Below are 21512 nucleotides of genomic sequence, written 5' to 3'. Positions count from 1 at the left end.
GTCAATCTCTTGGGGTGTAACCGTTAAAGTGACATCAATTTCACCTTTTGCTTCATCAACTTTAACTTGCGTTCAACTTTAAAAAGATTCCTTGTCTCTGATTTATCTCGAGTAGCAATGTGATGTTTCTCATCTTTTATCATTTTACTCTCAGAAGATTTATTGACAGAGAAGTGTTCTACTTCGATGGTTTGAGTAGTTCCTTCTTCTGTTGAACGCTTACTTCGTGGAGTTACATTAGGAGACGAACTTTCTTGGCTACTGGCTGTTGTTTCGGAGATTTTTTCTTCTTTGACCTGTTCACTTTCAGCTTTAGCAGGCTCAGGTTGTGCCGCTTCCGCCTTGGTCGTTGTCGTAGGAGTCTGCGCTTCAGCCATAGTAGATTCGGAAGTAGTGGCGCTTGTGCTAGACGACTCTACCGATACAGGCGAAGTGGTAACTTCAGTGGCAATCGATTGAGAAACCTCCTCTCCCATAACAGGTGCTGCCATAAACATTGTTCCAACGGAAACAAGACCGACAGATAATTTTCGTAACTTATACTTACAATTAGACATTTCATGTTTTCCTCACTTTATTATTTCCAATCCAAAATTTTACTATAAAATCCAATCTTAACCAAGATCACTTTTTAAAAGAAACTTCATTTTCTGACTAACCCACATGGTATCTTTTGAAACAGATTTTTATTCTATATTCTAGGAAATGGAGAAAATAGGATAAAGAGCACTTATAAAGGAACTTTCATTGTTTGTTAAAACAAATCTTTTATTTTTTAACATAAAGATAATAAACCAGAAATAAAAATAATTTTAAACTTATGAGCTATTTTTTATCATACATATTCCTTGTTTAGGGTATATTTCTCAGCACTCCATCCCTATAACACTCCACAAAGCTTAGACTCACCGTGTGATATCACTCCATTTAAAAATCAAGAAAGCGTCCCACAAGGGGCGTTTTTTATCTGCGTTCACAAAATTAGAAAAAGTCTCGTTTTATGAATCGGTTTATTAATAATTTCAGCCGTTGCCTGTACTTGCTTGAAATACTCTTCAAGCTTAAGTTGTCTTCCTGCGAAAACTTCTTCGGATATAGCTTTTTTATTATTGATAATTTCAAAGGTATCAATTTCACCGTTTACCATAGTGTAATCAACGTTATTTCGATACCGCCAAGCTGCTAACCTAAGTTTGATATCTTTTTCAGACCAATCAGGGAGGCGCTCAGCGATTAACTCTAGGCTCATTGTTACTGTATGGTCAAATATCTGATGTAATAATTCTTGTGTAAATGGTGTTCTAGCCATTTTTATTTACCTGCTTTTCTTAATCGGTGATAGCTAAGAAGTCGCTAACAGTTTGATTAGTGAGCTTGGCTATTCTTAATAGATTGTCTCTATTCGGGACGTTTCTTCCTTTCTCCCAATTATTAACAGTATCTTTAGAAGTGCCAAAGCGTTCTCCGAATTCTTCCATAGTTTCGCCTAAGTTAAGGCGAATAGTTTTGATTTTGTCACCCACTGTCATAGCTTGCCTGCTGATGGAAAGGTTTATGATCATGAAGATAACAGAACATAAAAAGAAAAACGGTACAATTGTTTACCGTGCTAGTATTTATTTAGGCATCGACAAAATGACAGGTAAGAGAGCAAAGACAAGTATAACAGGGAGAATACAAACAGAGGTCAAGCAGAAAGCCAAGCACGCGCAGTTTGACTTCCTGTCTAATGGATTTACAATTAAAAGAAGAGTTGCGATTAAAACATTTAAAGAACTTAGTCATTTATGGCTTGAAACCTATAAGTTAACAGTAAAGCCTCAAACTTATGATGCTACTGTTGCTAGATTTAATCGACATATTATGCCAACTCTGGGAAATATGAAGGTTGATAAAATAACCGCTAGTGATATTCAAATGCTGATTAATAGATTATCTAAATATTACGTCAATTATACTGCGGTACGTTCAATCATCCGAAAAGTTCTCCAGCAAGGCGTATTGCTAGGGCTAATAGATTATAACCCAGCAAGAGATATTATCCTTCCATGGAAGAAGCCAAGCGCTATAACCTATACTTTGATTCAGTTCTCTACCAGCTTTTATTATCCACTGGCTTGAGGATAGGCGAAGCCTGCGCATTGGAATGGGGAGATATTGATCTAAAAAATAGTACAATAGCTATCAATAAGACTTACAATAAAAATTTGAAGTTTTTGAGTACAACTAAACCTCAATCTGGTAATAGAGTGATTAGTGTTGACCAAAAGACTATTAGAAGTCTAAAGCTCTACCAAATGAGACAGCGACAATTATTGAATGAGGTTGGTGCGCGTGTGTCGGAGGTAGTATTTGCCACACCAACAAGAAAGTATTTTAATGCTTCAGTTAGACAAAGTGCTTTAGATACTAGGTGTAAGGAAGTAGGGATTGAAGGCTTTACCTTTCACGCTTTTAGACACACTCACGCTAGTTTATTGCTGAACGCTGGTATTAGTTATAAGGAACTTCAGTACCATCTAGGGCATGCGAATATCAGCATGACTTTGGACACCTATGACCATCTCTCTAAGGACAAAGAAAAAGAAGCTGTTTCATACTATGAAAGGGCGATAAATAGCTTGTGAGTCCACAAAAAAGTCCACAAATTAATATTTTGAGAGGTGTAAAACTAAAGAAACCTTGTTATATCAACGTTTAGAAGGTGTTAAAAACAAAATTATGACAAACATTATTGATATTCCACAGGTGAGATCGGTATTGCAGCAGCTGACTGTTTATGATATTGGTGCTGAAGTTTTCCCACCAGGTCTTTATAACAAGATACGTTTGATCAACAAAGATGCCTATATAATGAATGGTTATGGTCCAACTGAAACGACAATTAGCTCTTCTGTATCCGTATTGAAGGATGAAGGCCGCATAACAATTGGTCGTCCGGGATCTAATGTCCGCCGTGCTGAAAGTGTCTAAAATACCTTTAATATCAAAATTCCATACCTAACTTTCGAGATCCTAGGTTCGAAAGTTAGGTATGGGATTCTTTGGCTTTCTTAAACAGTTACTCCTCTGACTGTTTAAGCTGTCCGACAGCACCTAAGGAAGGGAGCAAAAAAAAGACTTTTTCTTCAAACTGAAAAGCTTAGCCTTGTAAATGCCTTAAGATCAAAGATCTATCATGGTTATCAAATATGATAAGATTTTGCTCTTTTATGAAAAAGATTTCATAAAAAACTTAAACAGTTTAACTTTTTTGAATTGTTCTGAAATTTTGGAAGCGTTTGCAAATACAATAAAGCTGTGTTAAACTATTCTTGCAATACACAAGTAGAGAGATTTTAATCTCTCAAAAATTAGGAGGAATCTACTATGACTAAATTAAAAACTAGTCATTTGTCTTATGCTGATAGGGTTATTAAAGGATTATCGGCATCTTGCTTTTTACTTTGTTCACTTGCATTAGCTCAAAATGTTGGAGCTGAGGAAGTCACTGCAGTTAATGATACAGTTCCTGCTTTAACAGTCAATGAGCCAAAGCCTGAAAGTCCTACTCCAGTAGTTGAAACTGCACAGCCAACTCATTCAGGGAGCCCTACGACTAGTAATACCCCCACAGCCGATACTGCTCCCATAGATGCCAGTCCAGCAAACATAACTCCACCAGCAGCAACTCCTGTAGATTCCAATGCTACTGGTTCACTGGGGACAAGCACCAAGACAGAAGCTACCAGCCCTTCTAAACTGGTCAGAGCAAAAGAACTGACTCAAAATCCAGCCACAGTTTTAGATTCCCAGACCATCTATATGGATCAGGAAAATAAGATTGTTATTATACAGCCAAGTACAGAGCCCATAACTTGGACAGTTGAACAGTTACCAGAAAAAACTTATGATATTGAAACAGGTGGCTTTACAGGTTCTCCTACCGTTACTGTTCAGAGTCAACAAGTTGATACAAGTACCGTCTATCATATTGATATTAAACCCTTATTTGGCTCAGATTTAAGCTTAAGATGGCCTAATAACATTCGTAGAACCTATAGAGATTATATTGGTTCTTATACTTTAAAGGGTCTTGGTGCAGATGGCTCAACCCTTGTGACCAAAGAACTCATACTTCGTCCCTATGCTGCTTATATGAGCCATGAGGAACTGCTTAAAGAATTGAATCAGATTGAGCAAAACCATGCTACTGATCGCCTGGTTAAGATTGAAACAATTGGTAAGAGTGCGCTCAATAATGATATTAAAATGGGCATTGTTGCAAAGGATCAAGCTATCATCGACAAGTACTTGAATCAAACAACGCCACTGATGCTAATGACACCTGACAAGGCATTGGCTTTACTGGCTCAAGGGAAATTTGATTATCAACTTCCTATTTTAATTAATAATACCCATGCTGACGAGCAACCAGGGATTGATGTCGTTAGAGGACTCTTTAAAACTTTTGCTACACAGTCACTGATAAGCTATCAAACTGTTGATGCCAATAAAAATCCAAAAACAGTGACCATTGATGTATCAAAACTCTTGGACAAGGTGATCCTATTATTTGATTTCACTGAAAATCCAGATGGTGACATTGCCAATACACGCGCCCTTGCTAACGGCCTAGATCCCAACCGTGACACAGGTTATCAAACCAATCCAGAAACCATTGCTGTCGTTGAACAGATCAATAAATGGAATCCCATAGCCATATTTGATGTCCATGGCTTTGTCAAAGAATTTCTTATTGAACCATGTACCCCGCCACATGATCCAAACTTTGAATATGACCTATTTGAAGATACCCTAGTTGCTGGTGCCCATGAAATGGGAAATGCTGGAATTACAAATTCCTCATATGACAGTTACATCATTCCTAAGTTTGATTATGGTTCAGGCTGGGATGATTCCTTCTCAGGCTACACTGCAGTTTATGGCCTTTATCATGGTATTTTAGGTCATACCATTGAAATCCCTGCAACCAATCAAGCTTCTTACGATGCTGGCTACTTCGCTGTTTTGGCAGGTATTCATTATGATTTGTCAAATAGTGACCAGTTAATGAAGAACCGTTTGAACTTCTATTTAAGAGGTATTAAAAAAGCAGAAGAAGTCTCAGCCGAAAAGAAATTAGTGACGGTTGACGGATCAGTCAAAGGAAGGATCAAGAATGGTCAGAAGACCTTTTTCCCTGACTATTACGTGATCCCAATGGAATTATCTGCAGAGAATGACGTGGATCAAGCCTTTAAAATGATTGATTACTTCAGAAGAAATGGGGTCATCTTAAATGAATTAACAGCAGATACTGCTGGCTATCATAAGGGTGATTTGATTATTGACATGGCGCAGGCCAAACGTGGCTATGCTAATCATGTCATGTATAAGGGTTCTGATGAGTCTGAGTGGCCTGCTATGTATGCAGAGCTAGTAATGAATTTCCCAGCCATGCGTGGCTTCAAAGCGACTGCTATTTATAAAGCTAATCAATTTGCTGGAAAATTGGGAGCGGTCACTTTGACAAGTGCTCCAAGGACAGCAGCAAATGGAAAAGGATCTTATTACATCATTGCTAATAATTCCTTGGCGGCAGTACAAGCTGTCAATCAAGCCCTAAAAAATGGCAAGTCTGTCTATTTAACCAATGATGGTTATGTGGTTGATAAGGCAACTTATGGTCAAATGGTGGCCACTTACCCACTTTATGCTAAAGCTGTATGTGCTAAGCCAATTGGTCAGTCACTTCGAAGCCTACGCGTCTATGCTCCAGGCAATCCTAACGCTGGACTTGGCTTCACTTCTGTTTCAGAAGTAACCCTTGCTTTAAGAGATATGGGCTTTGAGGTGGTTACTGACCCTAGCCAAAGTGATGTCATTGTCTTAGATAATGACCAATTTGACGCCTCTATATTAGGTAAAAAACCTGTGATTATCTTAGGAGGCTCTGCCATGATGCGTCTAGAAAAATTAGGTATTCTTCCTGGTTTTGATGCAGCCATGACAGATGAAGAAAAGGGAGCTAGTTATGAGGGACTTATGCACATTAACCTTGATGCCAATAGCCCATACACTAGTGGTTATAGTGCTAAGTCACTCTACTATTCAAATTCAGGAACTTGGATTGAAGGAGTGCCTGCTGGCTTTAGAAGACTAGCAAATATTTCAGCTGATCAGTTTTATGTGTCAGGTTGGTGGCCAAGTCATGACAAACTAGCTAACAAGACAGTAGCGATAAGTGGTAGTTACCTAGGCCAACCACTCTTTATCTTTGCTGGTAATCCTGTTAATAAAACCCATACCATTAATTTCTATCGCTGGGTAAGTAATGCCATTTTCGGAACAAATCTAACAACCTTTGCGGATATTCCATGTGGCGATTCAAACAAGGATCCAATGGTTAATCACTATCAACCAGAAACACTGGCCTATCACCCTAGTTCAGGAGCTGGACAAGCTTATACATTGGAAGACACTACTAACAGTCAAGGACTTCCAAAACTAGGGGGTGCAAGTGATGATAGCAGGGTCTTCATTCTAAGTGCTTTACTTATTGCAAGTGGTGGTCTCCTAGTCAGTGTCAAAAGACGTCAGGAAGAAAAATAACTAAGTTAGGATAGCAAAAAGAGTCTGGGATAGAAGTACTTTCCAGACTCTTCTTTTCAATGAGAACAAAAAACTTAAGAAATGCAGAAGCTATTATGTTAGACTAAATGTAGGAAAGTAAGTTTGAGACAATAAAAAGGAGTCATGATGACACTTGAGATAAGATTAGCCAGCTTAGATGATGCCAGTGAACTCTTGGCCATTTATGCCCCCTACGTTGAAAAAACAGCAGTGACCTTTGACTATGACCTTCCAGATTTAGAAGTATTCAAAAAGCATATGGCTCATATCTTGGAATTTTATCCCTATCTCCTTGTCCAAGAAGAAGGGCAAATCCTAGCTTATGCCTACGCCAAGGCCTTTCATGAACGTGCTGCCTATGCTTGGACCTGCGAGGCTACTATCTATGTGAAAGAGGAGGCGCGTGGTCAGGGAATAGGTCAGCTGCTCTATAGGGAGCTAGAAAATTGTCTGAAAAAAATGGGAATCCTAAGTATTACAGCCTGTATTGCTCAAAGCACAGAACAAACGCCCTATCTCAATGATGCCAGCCAGATCTTTCATGAAAAATTAGGCTATCAATTAGTGGCACCTTTCACAAGGTCGGCTATAAATTTGATCAATGGTTTCATGTCATATGGATGGAAAAGATGATCGGCAAGGCTCAGACAAATATGAGCCCTCCCTTAAGTTTTTTAGAGGTGAAACAAAATGAAGAAAATAAAAATTAAAAGTTTACAGCCCAGTCAACTCTACCTCTCACAAAAGAAATTAGATGCTATTAGGCAGTGGCTGGATCCACAAAATAATGAGCCAAGTCAAGCTATCATTGTCCGAAAAATAGCTGATGATCTCGTGATTTTAGATGGACATAGCAGAGCTTTTGTAGCTATGGAAAAAGGTTGTGAGGATATTTTAGTTGATTATGATGAAAAGGATCAGTGGCCCTACTATGAAGACTGTGTTCGCCTCTGTCAAAAGAGACATATCTACAGCGTCAGCGATTTAAAAGAAAATATCTTAAATGAGGAAGACTACAAAGAAAAATGGATCACTTTTTGTCAAAATTTACGGCCAGGGTCTTTATGAGTACTAAAAGTTTGATCAGCATAGAGGTATTTTAGGATAAGTTTATAGATTGCGCTTAAAAGAATGTAAAAAGCTTAACAGCTCCGCTTTGGAATCTGTTAAGCTTTTTTCTTAGTTTTCTTGCCAAGCAAGGGTAATGATTTCTGCTTTTTGTAAGTCAGAAGGAATAGATTCACCAGTTTCTCTTTCTAGTAAATCAGATACTTGAGCTTGGTGATCAATGACTTGCAATGCTAAAGGACACTCTTTGTCATTTGAGAGGTTGTAGGCGCGTGTCACCAGGGCATTGTCAGAGGCCCGACGCTTGAAGGCTGTTAAGGCCATTTGATCAGGTAAAGGAGCAAGATAGCTTTTGTGTGAAGCCTCTTGCCCTTGATGGTGGCCTGTTTGGGTAATGACCACAGGAACTTGTCCCTCTTGAGCATGCCAGTAGCTGGCGAACTGGGTTTCCTTGCGGATGCTTTCAAAACTATAATGAACTTCTTGTTGGCCTAAGCACTGAGCCTCAGGTGTTGGGAAGTAGCCCCAATCCCCAAGTTCCTCAACACAACGTAGAAGGGTTAGAGCGATCGTAGATGATTCGGCTAAGACTTCATATTCGTTAAGCCCGTAGTTACCAATAGTCAGACCCTTTTCTCCGTCAAAGAGACTGACAAAGCATTCTTGGTGTTGCGGATTGCTTGGATTTTTCCAAAATTGTGGATTGGGGTTATTTGGTCGTTTGACAGTTTCAAAAATACTATCGGCATAGTGGTGGTCGGTCTCTATTTGGCTTGGGAAGAGGACGCGTAAGCGATGGTTGGTCATTTGATTGTCAAAGGTGGTTGTGAATTGAAGGCGGGGGTTACCCTTTTCTAATCGGATAAGGGTTTTTAGGGTCAGACTGGCTTTTTCTTTAGATCGGCCAGCTTGACGTTCGGTAATGTCAATGACAGCTTCCATCTCGTCTTGAAGTCGCTGGTCGGCAGATACCGGAATGTTAAAGGTCTGAATTAATGCCAGTTCAGCCAGATTAGAGGTATTGGTCAGCACTTGAAGTTTTGTCCTCCCCTTATGGGCAAAATAAGGCTTGTCCTGATCAGGCTGTCTGAAGATGTATTCGTTTCCGATGTCGCCACAGTCTTCAAACTGTAAGCAATCAGAGAAATGTTGCTGGGTGATTTTGTCGGTAATGTCTAAGAGTCCCTTTTCATTTAGGGAAATGGTTAGATATTCGTTTTCCAGCACCGCTTTTTCAACATCAAAGAGTCCTTTTTCAGTTGGACTATTTTCCTGATCACTGGCTATTAGGGCAAAGCTTTGCCAAGACATGGCTTCTAATTTTAATGGCAAGCGGAGCTTAACTTTTAGAGCAAAATAGGCTTCGCGGAAGCTTCTTTCTGGCAGATCATAATCAAAGGCAATGTCTGTTGAGAGGATCTCAGCATCCTTGACCACGTGGCCATTGGCATCAAGGACTTGAAAATGCTTGCTATGCTTAGTCACGTAATCCTTGGCCTCTTGATAGACCTCTTTAGGGAAACGCTGTCCAAAGAAGAATTTCTTCCAAGTTATACTTAGTTCAGTAATGCTATTTTTTTGATGTCCACTGGTATTGAAGGCAAGAAAGGGTTGACTGTCTTCAGGGAAATGACTGGTATCAACCGCGTCAGCAATTTGCTGGGCTGCTTTTTCAGCCAAATAGTTCCCTACTTGATAGGCCTTTTCAAAGCGGGGCATCATTTCTTGGTGGACGCTATCAACACTACAGCCACAGATAGAATCGTGGGGGTGATTTTGCATCAAGGTTTTCCAAGCATAACGCAGTTGATCATGAGGGTAATCTCCTGTCATATCATAGGCCATGCTGGCTAGGGGTTCGGTCAGATTTTCCAGTTGACGAGATACCCTGGTATTAGCTTGTTTGATATAGACACGCGCAGAAGCAGTGTTGGCAAGGGTGTACCAGCCGTCGGTTTCTTGACTGGTGATTTCCCCATAAACGGTTGATAGATCATCTGGTAATTCACTAGCCAGGTCTGCCAGATAATCTTCAAAGCAGGAGTGGACAAATTCATAGTCTGGATAGAGGTGATTAGCTAAAGCGATAGCCTCGGTAACATCTAATTGAACAGGCTGATGGTCAACCCCATTCATCATCAAGAGCTGCTTAGTGGAAGCAAAACGCTCAACATCAGCTAATTTTTGGTCCCAGTAAGCTCTAGCTTTAGCCTCATCTGTTGGGATCTCGTTACCATTACTATACCAGTTGGCAAATAAGAGGCCTAGAATACGGCTGTCATCTGGTCCCTGCCAAGCCATTTCGGAGAACTGCGAGGTGAATTTTTCACTAGTATCCACTTGATTATTAAAACCAGTAGGACGAATGCCACGTCCAAAGGCAGCGGCTTTAAGGCCTGCTTTGAGCATTAATTGAGGGGTTTGTCCCATATTCCCAAAGGTGTCTGGGAAATAGCCAAGAGGCACACTAGCTCCCCACTTGTCACAATCTTCTTTACCGATCAGCATGTTACGAACATTGGATTCACTGCTGGTTAGGAAGTCATCTTGTAAGATGTAAAAAGGTCCGATCCGTAGCTTGCCTTCTTTGATGGCTTGTCTGACTTCGGCTTCACGTTCGGGTCTTACTTGTAAGTAATCGTCTAAGATGATGGTTTGACCATCTAAGTGAAAACTATGAAAATCTGGATTGGTCTTGAAAAGGTCAAGCAGATCATCTATCAGCTTGATCAGACGCATATGATGTTGTTCATAAGCCATGTACCATTCACGGTCCCAGTGGCTATGGGAAATAATATGTACTTTTTTTCGGGTCATTCTTGTCTCTCTTTCTAAGGAGCAATGTGATAGCCTAGGTAATCTAGTAGGAGTTCACAAAACATCATGTTTGCCCAGGAGAACCACTCACGCGTGTACTTATTAGGATCATCCACGTGGAAGCCTTCATGCATGAGATGGGTGCCAGCATCTGTAGCCACTAATAAGTCCAGCATGGCCTTCTTATCTTCTTTGTCAATGGCCGTCAAGCCTTGAAGGGATAGGGCAATATGCCAGATATAATCTTCTGGGGTATGGGAGGAACCAATTCCAGCGGCAACCTTTCCTTGATAATAGTAGGGATTCTCATGGCTAAGGATGGTCTGCCTGGTTTCTAAATAGATGGGATCGTCTTTGGCACAAAAGCCCAGGTAGGGAGCAGCCAACAAGCTAGGAATATTAGCATCATCCATTATAGAATAGTGTCCCAGACCGTCAACTTCATAGGCATAGATGGCTTTTCCTTTGCTGTTTTTGACAATGGCATACTTTTCAATGCCTGCCAGAATATCCTGTCTTAGTTTTCTGGCCTGCTCAGCGATATTACTTTGGTCAAAGAGATTGCTGTATAGTTCTTCAATATAGCCTAACACTACTGAGGCAAACATATTAGAGGGGATCAGGTAACCATATTGACAAGCGTCATCACTTGGTCTAAAGCCAGACCAGGTCATGCCCGTTACTTTGACAGGTGTCCCTTTGCCCTGATGGGTCAAGGTGTCTTCTTTTCGCCAGGTGTCTCGTTCAAAAAGGTAAGGGGACTTGGCATGATCTTGCTCGACTGTCCATAAGTCAAGAATAAGGGTAATCCCTTTGTGGAAGTCTTCGTTGAAATGTTCAGTGCTGCCAGTCTCTCTATATAAGAGGTAGGCTAACTGAACGGGGTAGCAAAGGGAATCAACTTCGTATTTGCGTTCCCAAATCCATGGGTTCATTTGAGTATGATCGTTCTGGTGGCCTTTGCCATTTTCTTCTTCGTTAAAGGCATTGGCATAAGGGTCAACACAGATATAACGAAATTGGCGCTTGACGAGGCCAGCAATGATTTTTTGGATGCCTTTATCTTCTTTGGCTAGAAAAAGATAGGGTTTCATTTGTGCGGTTGAGTCGCGCAACCACATGGCCGGAATATCTCCTGTTAGTAAAAAGCTAGTGCCGTCATCATAGGTTTTTAAGGTTGTCTCTAAGGTATTAGCAAAAGAGGTTTTGAAATTTTTTGCCCAGTCAGCCAGTTCGGTTCCACAAGCCTTTTCGATTTTTTCCATAAAATCTACAACACTTTTAGGTAGGGATTGAGTCATAGGTCCTCCAAATGATATATCATTTTATTTTTTTAACTACATTATATGCTTTGGAATTTATTTTGTAAAGGTTTACATAGCGAAAATATGATGATATACTAAAGAAGGAGATCAGTATGAAAGAATTATTATATAAAAAGATATATCATTATTTGAAAGAGCAGATTAGTTCTGGCTATTTAAAGGTAGGAGAACAGCTCCCTACAGAAAAAGAATTATCAGACCAGTTTTCCGTAAGCCGGATCACTTCTAAAAGAGCTCTGGTAGAGCTAGAACAAGAAGGCTTAATCAGTCGCAGTAGGGGTAAGGGAAGTTTTGTCAATGCCCCAGTTCCTTCAGAAAGCTCTACTTCAAAGGACATCTTGTTAGTTTTACCCTTTGCCTCTGATTTTGAACTTGCAGACTATGCCAAGGGTATTATGGCTGCTATTACAGATAAGGGCTATCGCCTAATTGTTCAGTTGGTTGACCAAATCAAGCTAGATCAGTTAGAAGACTTTGCAGGTCTTATTTTCTATCCTGAAGATGTGCATAAGAGCATTGATCTACTCTATTTTTGCCATGAAAAAGAGATTCCTCTGGTCCTCCTAGATAAGAGGATACCAAGCTTTAATTTTCCTGCAGTAGTTGCTGATAACCAAAAGGGAAGCTATCACTTAACCAAACACCTTATTGAGGAAGCCTGCCAAGAAATCATCTTTGTTGGCTGTGAGTCTTTTGGAGAAGTTTCTTCTGTCAGAGATCGCTACCTGGGCTATTTAAAGGCACTTTCTCAAGCTTCGCTAAGCAGTAAGCACTGGATTAATTTAGACAATGGATCTACCAATCACTATGTTGATAGCCTTTTGGACTATATTGCTACTAAAAAAGGCAGAAAGGTTGGTCTTGTGGTTGAAAATGATTGGCTAGCTGTCCAGGTTTTGCAAAAGGTAAAGGAAGCTGCTTATCAAGTTCCTGATCAGGTAGCCATTGTTGGTTTTGATAATATTCAGGCTTCGGTCTTGTTAAATCCACAACTAACAACAGCCGCCCAGAATTATTTCAAGATGGGAAATGATGCAGCCAACTTGCTCCTAGAAATGATTTTAAAAGGTGTCAAAAGAGCTAAAATAGAAAAAGTACCAGTTGAACTTTATATTAGACAGAGTTCAAGAAGGTATTAAGAAGATAGATAAGGAGTGTTTGAAATGGTATTAGAGATCTATAAAGGTTTAGAAGCTTATCAAGAAGTTATCACAAGAGGTGATTATATAGACTTAAGATTTCCTATCAAGACAAGATTTGTTGGCAAGTTCTATCGTTTTGAAAACCAAAGTGCCCTTAAGGATAGTTTGGCCAAGGCTTCCTTTTTTGAGTGGGATAGTGGTCAGGAGGATCAATTAGTTTTCTATCATCAATTTAATAGAGAGCTAAAAGAAGATGCCTTTAGTCTGGAAATTAATAAAGATGGCCAGATTATCATAGAAACAGCTAATATGAGAGCTTTTACTTATGCCCAAGAAGCCCTAGAAAAGATTATGGACATTAAGGATAATCATTTACGGCTGCCCCTTGTCAGTATCAAGCACTGTCCTTCCTTTAAGATACGAGGTATTATAGAAGGATTTTACGGGGAACCCTGGACTGAAGAAGAAAGACTTGATTGCTTGGAATTTATTGGTCAAAATAGGATGAATACCTACATGTATGCTCCCAAGAATGATCATTACCAAAGAAAGGATTGGCGTCTCCCTTATCCTGAGAAGTGGCTAGACCACTTTAGAACCCTACTTAAGAAGGCTCAAGAATACCAGCTTGATTTTTGGTATATGATTAGTCCTGGTATGGACTTTGACTACACTAATCCTGAAGATTACAGGCTCTTAAAAGCTAAATTGCAGCAAATGTTGAATCTGGGAATTAGCCACTTTGGCCTCCTGCTCGATGATATTGATTATAGCTTAGTGGCTTCGGTAGAAAAACGCTTTAAAAAGACATCTTTTGCCCAAGCTCACCTGATCAGGACAGTCCATGACTATTTATTAGAAAATCATTTTGCTCCAGAAATAGTCATTTGTCCAACAGAATATGATAATATCTATGATTCCCTTTATCTTAAAGAATTATCAGAGGCTACGCCAAAGACCATTCCTTTCTTTTGGACGGGACCATCAACCTTAGCCAGCCAGATTTCAGAAGAAGATCTGAAGCTTATGTCTTCTATTTATCAAAGACCAATTATTATCTGGGACAATATTCCTGTCAATGACTACCAAAAGGATTATCAGCAGCTCTTTTTAGCACCCTATGTTAATAGATCACCATTTTTAGCTAAGGAAGACTACGATTTACTAGGCATTGTTTCAAACCCAATGATCAATTGGGAATTATCAAAACTTTCATTGATGGACATGAGCCACTACCTTTGGAATGCCTTTGCTTATCAGCCTGCCAGGTCATTTACGGCAGTGCTGGAGGAATATGCTGCTAGTCCAAGCATTGCAAAAGCTCTGGAAGTCTTTACTTGGCATAATGGCAATAGGCATCTGCATAGGGATTTTCCCTATGAGGTGGAAGAAGCTCTAAAGAGAAAAGATTGTAAACAATTAGATCAGTTCTTAAGTGAGCTAGAAGAAGCTTGTCAGAGCTTAAAAGAGATGCCAAATGAAAGCTTTAAGGCAAAGGTCGAACCTTGGTTGAATCGGATTGAAAAGGATCTAGACTTCTGGGAGCTTTTAAAGACCCAGGCAGACAATTTAGCTGATCACTATAAGCAGCTGCAAGAAATTCCCTACAAGACAGCTTCCGATATTCCAAGTCGTTATTATCAGCTTTATCATTTACATGAAGAGCCTATAGATCATAAGACATCTATCAGCCAAGCAACAGAAGCAGATTATCTGTAAGTAAAAAACTCTTTCAAACTAGCAAAGTCAGGTCCAGACAAATTGTTTAGGCTTAGCTTTATGACTAGGAAGAAGGAGTTTTTTTGATTAATCTGTTAGAGAGAAGGGATAGTCTGATTTTTGAACTTTCCTTAGAGCTGGTATAAGACCTAGTTGAAAGTCCAAGTGACATCCCTGCATAAGTTCTTGATGGTTGATATAGAGTTTATGATAGGGTTCTTGATTGACAAGAAGGCTAGATACAAATTGGTTTTGAGGATGATTTCCCAAGCAGTTAATGACAATCTCTTTCTGATTTTGTAAATGGATTGTTAACTTGTCTAGCTGGGGGATACCTAGAAGATACTGGCCACTTCCAGGGATCAGAGGGTAAAGGCCTATACTGTTTAATAAGTACCAGGAACTCATGCTGCCATTATCCTCATCACCAGGATAAGATCGGTCAGAAAAGGCATGCTGAAGCAAGTTCTTAATAATCAATTGACCATATTCTGGCTTTCCAATGAAATAAAAGAGATAGGGCAGATGGAAGCTGGGCTGGTTTGAGATGGCAATTTGCCCAAAATCTTGTGCAGCTAGTTCAGACATCTCGTGGATTTCAAAACCATAGGTGCCCACTGAAAAGCTGGGCTTGCTATTAGAGATTTCCACAAGTTTTTTATGAAAAACCTGCGGACCACCAAAGGCTGTGATAAGGCCTAAAAAGTCATGGTAGGCCGCAAAACTATTTTGAAAGCTTGAGCCTTCTGTATAGTCACTTCCCCAGGCGTCTGCAAGGAAGTCTTTTGCAAACTGTCCCTTGGCATCTTTGCCTCTAAGTACAGTATGTTCTTTATCAATGAGATGTCGGTAATTAAGAGATTGCTTATGATAGTGACTGGCTAAGTCCTTTTGACCCAGACTGAGTGCCACTTGACCGATACAAAAATCACTATAGGCATAGTCTTGAGTTTGATTGACACTTTCTCTGTAAGTGTTAGGAATATAGCCTAGTTTTTGGTAGTCTTTATGGCCCAGACGTCCATATTTCGGACTTTCGGTGCTTGGATTAGCTGTTGCTAACATGGCTTTGAGAAGTTGAGGCATCAGGTCTTGGCCAATTCCCTTTAAGGCTGCGTCGGCAATGACAGCATCGGCCATGGTTCCTGGCATCATGCCTCTTTCATCAGGAGAGAGCCACTTAGGTAAGAAACCCGTGTCCTTATAGCTGGCTAACAGTCCTTCTAAGACTTCCCTATAAATTTCAGGAGCAATCAAAGATAAGAGGGGATAGAGAGTTTTATAGGTATCCCAAAAACCATTATTGGTATAGAGTCTACCTCTTGTGACTGCCTTACTTAAAGTATTGTAATGAATAGCTTGTCCCTTGGAATCAATCTCATACCATTTTTGTGGAAAGAGCAGAGCCCGATAGTAGTGCTGGTAGAAGGCAGTCACCTTCTTAAAGTCCCTATCTCCCACTTCTATGCGATCTAGGTAGTGATGCCAAGCCTTTTGATTCTCAGAAAGAGCCTTTGAAAAATCCTTTTTCCCCTCTCTTTGCAGGTTCAGTTGGGCTTGTTCATGGCTGATAAAAGATGTGGCCCCACTTATTTCTACTCTTTTAAGATCCTCTTTAAAGGCAAAATAGAAAAAAGAATCTTCCTTTTCTTCATCAAAAGAGCAGGAATCTAAAAAATGGCCAATTTTTCTAGTGACAATGGGCTGTGAAAGTTGCAGGCTGACATACATTTTAAGGTCTTTGTCTTCACAGTCTGAATGGTTTTTGACATAAGCCTCAATGGTTTTACCATCTGCTGAAAGCTTCCAGGAGCTGAGACCAGCATTGTCAATGATAAAACCTAGCTGCCCCTTTTGAGCAGATAGCTGAAAGTTAAAGCAATAAGTAGAAGAGCTTGCTTTAACTTCCATGTCTCTAGCTGGATTGTAAAGTTCTATGACATGAGGCCGAAAGCTTGCCTGATCTGGACGATAGGACCAGTAATTATGAGCCAGCCCTCCTTTTTGGATAGGACCACTGACAGGTAAGAATCGAAAGCTAGAAAAATCTCCTATCCAAGGACTTGGCTGGTGTGTTAGGCGGATGCCAGCAAAAGTATGATCCTTTGGATGAAACCACCAGGAAGTGTCTTCAATCTTACTTTGTACGGCCAAGTAGTTCATAGCAAAAGGTGTTCCCGTCAAGGGAAGACAATTGCCCTCAGAGAAATGATAGCTATTTGCTGTACCATAGCGGGTATCAATAAAGTCAAGAATATCCATTTAAATTCCTTTTTAATCCTCTTTTCTTGAATGTATAAAATCAATAGCAGCGCCAAGTAAATTGGCCTCCTGTTTAAAGTGGCAGATGGCTAAATTGGGTCTATTGGTTGAGATTTGTACAGCCTCATAGATCTTGTCTAACTCTTTTTCAAGGTAGGGCAGTAAAAAGTCTGCTTGAGATACAGCACCACCAATGGCGATCAGTTGGGGATCAAAAGAATGTTGTATATTATAGATTCCCATGGCAAGGCTTTTTAGAAAAACCTGTCTTTCCGCTATAGCAAGGGGATCGCCATTTTCAGCTAAGGCAAGGATTTCTTTACCACTGTATGTTTTGCCGTCTGCTTTTTTCTGACAATAGCGTTTGGCCATAGCAACAACGGTACCTAAGTGACTGAAAATCTGATAGTCCTCGTTCATAACCATAAAGCCAAATTCGCCACCAAAGAGATGAGCTCCGTGATGAATCTTGCCATCTATGACCAGACTACCACCAACCCCTGTTCCTAAAACAAGGGTTGCCATAGATTGAGCATTCTTACCCGAACCTAGTGCGGACTCAGCAAGGGCAGCACAGTTGGCATCATTTTCCATACTAACTGCTAAGCCTAACCTTTCTTCAAGAGCCGCTGCGATTTTGAAATGGTGTATATAAGGTAATGCACTGGCTCCTTCTATGATTCCTTTTTCCTTATTAACAGCTCCTGGTAGACTAAAGGCTAGGCCAGATATGTTATGTTGAGCTTGATAACTCTTGACCTCTTCTTCTAATAATAAGTAAAAATGTTCCAAATCTTTAGGTGTAGGTCTTTGTTTTTGATGACTGAGTTTACCATCTTGGTAGAGGGCAAATTTGATGGAAGTTCCTCCAACATCAATGGTTAATAGTAGCATAATTTCAACCTCCGAAAGCTTATACAGTAAGTATGCCAAAAAAGAAATGGAATGAAAAGGCTTTCCTTTTATTCCTATACTTTGTGCTATCAAACCTATAGTTTGTGTTATGATTCCTATAATTTGTTTCTTGTTGTAATTGTAAGCGCTTGATATACTTGAAGAGAAGTAAGTAGTGACTAGGAGAGTTCGTTTAATGCATAGAAAAACCAAAACTAAAAAAAGATCCTTTTGGAAAAACGTGATTAAACATAGAACCTTATTATTGATGGTCTTACCAGGCTTTGTATGGTTTGTTTTTTTCTTCTATATTCCGGTTCTGGCAAATGTGGTGGCATTTAAAGATTTCCACTACTCTGCTGACGGTTTTATAGATAGCTTAAGGATTAGTCCTTGGGTGGGATTAGATAACTTTAAATATCTTTTTTCTTCTAAGGATGCCTGGCTGATAACCAGAAATACCATAGCCTATAATACAGTCTTTTTAGCCTTTAATGTTTTTTTTGCCATAGTCTTTGCTGTTATCATGAGTGAACTCAGAAGCAAAAAGGCCATTAAGGTTTACCATACCATGTCCTTGTTGCCTTATTTTTTATCCTGGGTGGTTATTGAATACTTTGTATATGCCTTTTTAAATCCTGATCGTGGGATGATTAATAGCTTGATCACCCAACATGGTGGCAAGCCAATTATGTGGTATTCAACTCCAACCTGGTGGCCCTTAATCCTCCTAACCATGAGTGTTTGGAAAGGTTTAGGCTACAACAGTATTATCTATTATGCCTCCATAATGGGGATTTCAGATACCTATTATGAAGCTGCTATGGTCGATGGAGCTAGTAAGTGGCAACAGATCAAAAATATTACTATCCCGCAACTGATACCGATGATGTCCATTTTGCTGATTATCAACATTGGTAATATCTTTAGATCAGATTTTGGTTTATTTTATCAAATTCCTAAAAATACAGGAGCCCTCTATGAGGTAACCAGTGTCCTAGACACCTATGTTTATAATGGTTTAACCTCCACTGGAGATATTGGAATGGCTTCTGCGGCCAGTCTTTACCAGTCCGTTGTTGGTACTTGTATCTTGCTTATCTCAAATGCTGTGGTAAGACGTATGGATCCTGATTCAGCCTTATTCTAGGAGAAAAGATGAGAAAAAGAAAAAAAATAGAGAAAGTCAATATTCGTTGCTTTGACAAGAAAACAAATGCGATTTTTACGACCCTGGTAGCTCTCTTTGCCATATCCTGTGTCATCCCATTTATCTTTGTTATTATCATTTCCTTAACAGATGAGACCTATTTGATTAATCATGGTTATGGATTCTTCCCTAAAGAGTGGTCTGCTCATGCTTATGTCTACATCTTTCAGGGAGTTATGTCACAAAAAATAATGAGATCCTTTCTCATCTCTATCTTTGTGACCGTTGTTGGGACTATTCTTAATACGACCATGACCTCAACCTATGCCTATGCCATATCAAGAAGTTACTTTCCTTATAAGAAGTTCTTTACCATCTATGCCCTTATCACCATGCTTTTTGCACCGGGGATGGTAGCTAACTACTTAGTTGTTAGCAATCTCTTACACCTAAAGGACACCCTTTTAGCTCTGATATTACCCATGGCCTTAGGACCTTTTGGTATATTAATCATGCGGACTTTCTTTAAGAAAACCGTACCTGATAGTATCATTGAATCTGCTCGAATTGATGGGGCTAGTGAATTAAAGATATTCCTAAGGATCGTTCTTCCGCTAGCTGTGCCTGGCATTGCAACCATCAGTTTATTTTCTGCTTTGACTTACTGGAATGACTGGTTTAATGCTCTTTTGTATATTCAAAAAGATCAACTGGTTCCGCTCCAGTATCTCCTAATGAAGATTCAAAGTAATCTTGAGCAACTAGCCCGAAATGCAAGTATGAGTGCTCAAGCTTCCGAAGGACTCTTATCTCTACCAAAAGAGTCTGTCCGGATGGCCATTGTTGTTGTTGCGACCTTACCAATAGCCTTAACTTACCCATTTTTCCAAAAATATTTTGTGGGTGGTTTGACCATTGGCGGCGTAAAAGAATAAACATAACTAAATTTTAGGAGGCGTTCACTTATGAAAAAGTGGCAAAAGATTTTCTGTATTGCTGGAACTGTTTTAGCAGCTTCTAGTCTGGTGGCTTGTGGAAGTAAATCATCTTCAAAAGAAGAAGGTGGTAAGCTATTAATGTATCAGATTGGTGAAAAACCAGATAATTTTGATCAATTAATGAAAATCGCAAATAAACGGATCAAAGAAAAAACCGGTATGACCCTAGACATGCAATACATCGGTTGGGGTGATTGGGATAATAAGATGAGTACCATCATTGCTTCTGGTGAAAACTATGATTTGGCCTTTGCAAATAACTATGTTGTCAATGCTCAAAAAGGTGCCTTTGCAGATTTAACAAAACTGATTCCAAAGTATGCCAAAAAAACATACAAGAATTTTGACCCTGCCTATATTAAAGGAAATATGATTGATGGCAAGCTCTATGCCTTTCCAGTAGATGCTAATGTTTATGCACAACAAATGCTTTCTTTTAATAAGGAATATGTTGATAAATATCATCTAGATATTTCTAATATTAAATCCTATGCAGATGCAGAAGCAGTCTTAAAAGCCTTCCATGAGAAAGAACCAAATGTTGCTGCCTTTGCTATTGGCCAAGTTTACAATATGTCTGGTAATTTTGACTATCCTCTAACAAAGGAACAGCCATTTGCAGTCAAAGTAGAATCAACTGGTAAGGCAAAAATTGTTAATCAGTATGAAGATGAAAAATTCCAAGAAAACCTTCGTTTGATGCATAAATGGTATCAAGAAGGTATTATTCCAAAAGATGCTGCAACAAACACAGAAGGCTATCCTTTGGAAGGAAAAACTTGGTTCATGCGTGAAGAAACGCAAGGTCCTATGGACTACGGCGATACTATCCTAACAAATGCAGCAGGTAAAGAGATTGTTTCACGTCCTCTTACTGTGCCTCTAAAAACAACTTCTCAAGCTCAGATGGCCAACTTTGTTGTTTCAAATGTTTCAAAACATAAGGAAAAAGCTGTTGAAGTTCTTGCCTTATTAAACAGTGATCCAAAATTGTTAAATGGCCTTGTCTATGGTGAAGAAGGAAAAGCTTGGAAGAAGGTAGGAGATCAAAAAATCAAACTCCTTGATGGCTATCAACCTAAACTACACATGTCTGCTTGGAATACTGGAAATAACAAGATCCTATACACCCAAGAATCCATCACTGATGACATGATTGCAAAACGTGACAAGTCAATTAAAGAAGCTACAGAATCTCCAATTCTTGGCTTTAATGTCAATACAAAACCAATCAAAACAGAATTATCTAACATTGCTAATGTGATGAACCGCTACAAGGCAAGTCTTAATACTGGAACAGTTGATCCTGATCAAACTCTTCCAAAAATGCTTAAAGATTTGAAAGCTGCTGGATGGGACAAGGTTCAAAAAGAATTGCAAAGCCAACTTGATGACTATCAAGCAAAGCAAAAATAACGTGATGATCTTAAAGAAATAGATTATCAGTGAACTATAGAGGATTGAGGGGAGCCTCAATCCTTTTTTAATAGTTATCAATGCCTATAAACTTATGTTATAGTAT

Annotated in this window: 15 protein-coding genes and 2 pseudogenes; 10 read left to right on the top strand and 7 right to left on the bottom strand. The window is 39.5% G+C overall.

Annotated features, from left to right (window positions below; genetic code table 11):
• Nucleotides 1-23: 23 nt before the first annotated feature.
• The 3 genes from HBN42_RS10090 to HBN42_RS03765 all read right to left on the bottom strand — a co-directional run bounded on the left by HBN42_RS10090 (nt 24) and on the right by HBN42_RS03765 (nt 1529).
• Nucleotides 24-557 carry an MSCRAMM family adhesin SdrC gene (locus HBN42_RS10090; RefSeq protein ID WP_235925314.1) on the bottom strand — a complete coding sequence of 178 codons (534 nt, stop codon included), beginning with the start codon at nt 555-557 and terminating at the stop codon, nt 24-26.
• A 416-nt stretch (nt 558-973) separates the two neighbouring features.
• Nucleotides 974-1309: a hypothetical protein gene (locus HBN42_RS03770; protein ID WP_235925315.1), complete on the bottom strand. Its 336-nt coding sequence runs from the start codon at nt 1307-1309 to the stop codon at nt 974-976.
• 19 nt (nt 1310-1328) lie between these two features.
• On the bottom strand, nt 1329-1529 hold the full coding sequence (locus HBN42_RS03765) for a helix-turn-helix domain-containing protein (RefSeq protein WP_165993737.1): 201 nt from the start codon (nt 1527-1529) through the stop codon (nt 1329-1331).
• Between the two features lie 31 nt (nt 1530-1560).
• Here HBN42_RS03765 and HBN42_RS03760 point away from each other — a divergent pair.
• The 5 genes and pseudogenes from HBN42_RS03760 to HBN42_RS03740 all read left to right on the top strand — a co-directional run bounded on the left by HBN42_RS03760 (nt 1561) and on the right by HBN42_RS03740 (nt 7683).
• A pseudogene (locus HBN42_RS03760) lies at nt 1561-2627 on the top strand (tyrosine-type recombinase/integrase).
• Nucleotides 2628-2721: 94 nt separating this feature from the next.
• The gene (locus HBN42_RS03755) at nt 2722-2973 is read left to right on the top strand and encodes an amino acid adenylation domain-containing protein (RefSeq protein WP_165993736.1); all 252 of its coding nucleotides are present in this window, start codon (nt 2722-2724) and stop codon (nt 2971-2973) included.
• A gap of 396 nt (nt 2974-3369) precedes the next feature.
• Nucleotides 3370-6594 carry a zinc carboxypeptidase gene (locus HBN42_RS03750; RefSeq protein WP_165993735.1) on the top strand — a complete coding sequence of 1075 codons (3225 nt, stop codon included), beginning with the start codon at nt 3370-3372 and terminating at the stop codon, nt 6592-6594.
• Nucleotides 6595-6741: 147 nt separating this feature from the next.
• Nucleotides 6742-7325, top strand: a pseudogene (locus tag HBN42_RS03745) (N-acetyltransferase family protein).
• Nucleotides 7306-7683 carry a hypothetical protein gene (locus HBN42_RS03740; protein WP_165993734.1) on the top strand — a complete coding sequence of 126 codons (378 nt, stop codon included), beginning with the start codon at nt 7306-7308 and terminating at the stop codon, nt 7681-7683. The pseudogene HBN42_RS03745 and the gene HBN42_RS03740 overlap by 20 nt, the downstream one beginning before the upstream one ends.
• Nucleotides 7684-7794: 111 nt before the next feature.
• Here the strand turns inward: HBN42_RS03740 and HBN42_RS03735 are convergent, their stop codons facing one another.
• Together HBN42_RS03735 and HBN42_RS03730 are read right to left on the bottom strand one after the other, a co-directional pair.
• A complete protein-coding gene (locus HBN42_RS03735; RefSeq protein ID WP_165993733.1) occupies nt 7795-10500 on the bottom strand; it encodes an alpha-mannosidase in 2706 nt (901 codons plus the stop codon).
• 14 nt (nt 10501-10514) lie between these two features.
• Nucleotides 10515-11801, bottom strand: coding sequence for a glycoside hydrolase family 125 protein (locus tag HBN42_RS03730; protein WP_165993732.1), 1287 nt, complete (start codon nt 11799-11801; stop codon nt 10515-10517).
• Between the two features lie 116 nt (nt 11802-11917).
• Here HBN42_RS03730 and HBN42_RS03725 point away from each other — a divergent pair, with 116 nt between their 5' ends.
• Complete coding sequence (locus HBN42_RS03725; RefSeq protein ID WP_165993731.1) at nt 11918-12964, top strand: GntR family transcriptional regulator; 1047 nt, start codon at nt 11918-11920, stop codon at nt 12962-12964.
• A gap of 24 nt (nt 12965-12988) precedes the next feature.
• Entirely contained in the window at nt 12989-14686 is a 1698-nt protein-coding gene (locus tag HBN42_RS03720) for a protein O-GlcNAcase (RefSeq protein ID WP_165993730.1), read from the top strand.
• Between the two features lie 87 nt (nt 14687-14773).
• On the opposite strand, the gene HBN42_RS03715 is transcribed toward HBN42_RS03720, so the two are convergent.
• Together HBN42_RS03715 and HBN42_RS03710 are read right to left on the bottom strand one after the other, a co-directional pair.
• Complete coding sequence (locus HBN42_RS03715) at nt 14774-16948, bottom strand: GH92 family glycosyl hydrolase (RefSeq protein WP_165993729.1); 2175 nt, start codon at nt 16946-16948, stop codon at nt 14774-14776.
• 12 nt (nt 16949-16960) lie between these two features.
• Nucleotides 16961-17842: an ROK family protein gene (locus HBN42_RS03710; RefSeq protein WP_165993728.1), complete on the bottom strand. Its 882-nt coding sequence runs from the start codon at nt 17840-17842 to the stop codon at nt 16961-16963.
• A gap of 196 nt (nt 17843-18038) precedes the next feature.
• On the opposite strand from HBN42_RS03710, the gene HBN42_RS03705 reads away from it, so the two are divergent.
• From HBN42_RS03705 to HBN42_RS03695, 3 genes are read left to right on the top strand one after another with little or no spacing between them, the layout of a single operon-like run.
• Nucleotides 18039-18992: an ABC transporter permease gene (locus tag HBN42_RS03705; protein ID WP_165993727.1), complete on the top strand. Its 954-nt coding sequence runs from the start codon at nt 18039-18041 to the stop codon at nt 18990-18992.
• A gap of 8 nt (nt 18993-19000) precedes the next feature.
• Nucleotides 19001-19927 (top strand): carbohydrate ABC transporter permease, encoded by a 927-nt coding sequence (locus tag HBN42_RS03700; protein ID WP_165993726.1) that lies wholly within the window; start codon nt 19001-19003, stop codon nt 19925-19927.
• Nucleotides 19928-19957: 30 nt separating this feature from the next.
• On the top strand, nt 19958-21406 hold the full coding sequence (locus tag HBN42_RS03695) for an ABC transporter substrate-binding protein (protein WP_165993725.1): 1449 nt from the start codon (nt 19958-19960) through the stop codon (nt 21404-21406).
• Nucleotides 21407-21512 lie beyond the last annotated feature (106 nt).

The sequence above is a fragment of the Streptococcus catagoni genome, from assembly GCF_011421425.1.
Classification (GTDB): Bacteria; Bacillota; Bacilli; order Lactobacillales; family Streptococcaceae; genus Streptococcus; species Streptococcus catagoni.
This window is presented reverse-complemented; position numbering and strand designations above follow the sequence as displayed.

Excerpts from the sequence above, each read along its gene's own strand:
- HBN42_RS10090 (WP_235925314.1), bottom strand. The coding sequence starts at position 557 with ATGTCTAATTGTAAGTATAAGTTACGAAAATTATCTGTCGGTCTTGTT.
- HBN42_RS03770 (WP_235925315.1), bottom strand. The coding sequence starts at position 1,309 with ATGGCTAGAACACCATTTACACAAGAATTATTACATCAGATATTTGAC.
- HBN42_RS03765 (WP_165993737.1), bottom strand. The coding sequence starts at position 1,529 with ATGACAGTGGGTGACAAAATCAAAACTATTCGCCTTAACTTAGGCGAA.
- HBN42_RS03755 (WP_165993736.1), top strand. The coding sequence starts at position 2,722 with ATGACAAACATTATTGATATTCCACAGGTGAGATCGGTATTGCAGCAG.
- HBN42_RS03750 (WP_165993735.1), top strand. The coding sequence starts at position 3,370 with ATGACTAAATTAAAAACTAGTCATTTGTCTTATGCTGATAGGGTTATT.
- HBN42_RS03740 (WP_165993734.1), top strand. The coding sequence starts at position 7,306 with ATGAAGAAAATAAAAATTAAAAGTTTACAGCCCAGTCAACTCTACCTC.
- HBN42_RS03735 (WP_165993733.1), bottom strand. The coding sequence starts at position 10,500 with ATGACCCGAAAAAAAGTACATATTATTTCCCATAGCCACTGGGACCGT.
- HBN42_RS03730 (WP_165993732.1), bottom strand. The coding sequence starts at position 11,801 with ATGACTCAATCCCTACCTAAAAGTGTTGTAGATTTTATGGAAAAAATC.
- HBN42_RS03725 (WP_165993731.1), top strand. The coding sequence starts at position 11,918 with ATGAAAGAATTATTATATAAAAAGATATATCATTATTTGAAAGAGCAG.
- HBN42_RS03720 (WP_165993730.1), top strand. The coding sequence starts at position 12,989 with ATGGTATTAGAGATCTATAAAGGTTTAGAAGCTTATCAAGAAGTTATC.
- HBN42_RS03715 (WP_165993729.1), bottom strand. The coding sequence starts at position 16,948 with ATGGATATTCTTGACTTTATTGATACCCGCTATGGTACAGCAAATAGC.
- HBN42_RS03710 (WP_165993728.1), bottom strand. The coding sequence starts at position 17,842 with ATGCTACTATTAACCATTGATGTTGGAGGAACTTCCATCAAATTTGCC.
- HBN42_RS03705 (WP_165993727.1), top strand. The coding sequence starts at position 18,039 with ATGCATAGAAAAACCAAAACTAAAAAAAGATCCTTTTGGAAAAACGTG.
- HBN42_RS03700 (WP_165993726.1), top strand. The coding sequence starts at position 19,001 with ATGAGAAAAAGAAAAAAAATAGAGAAAGTCAATATTCGTTGCTTTGAC.
- HBN42_RS03695 (WP_165993725.1), top strand. The coding sequence starts at position 19,958 with ATGAAAAAGTGGCAAAAGATTTTCTGTATTGCTGGAACTGTTTTAGCA.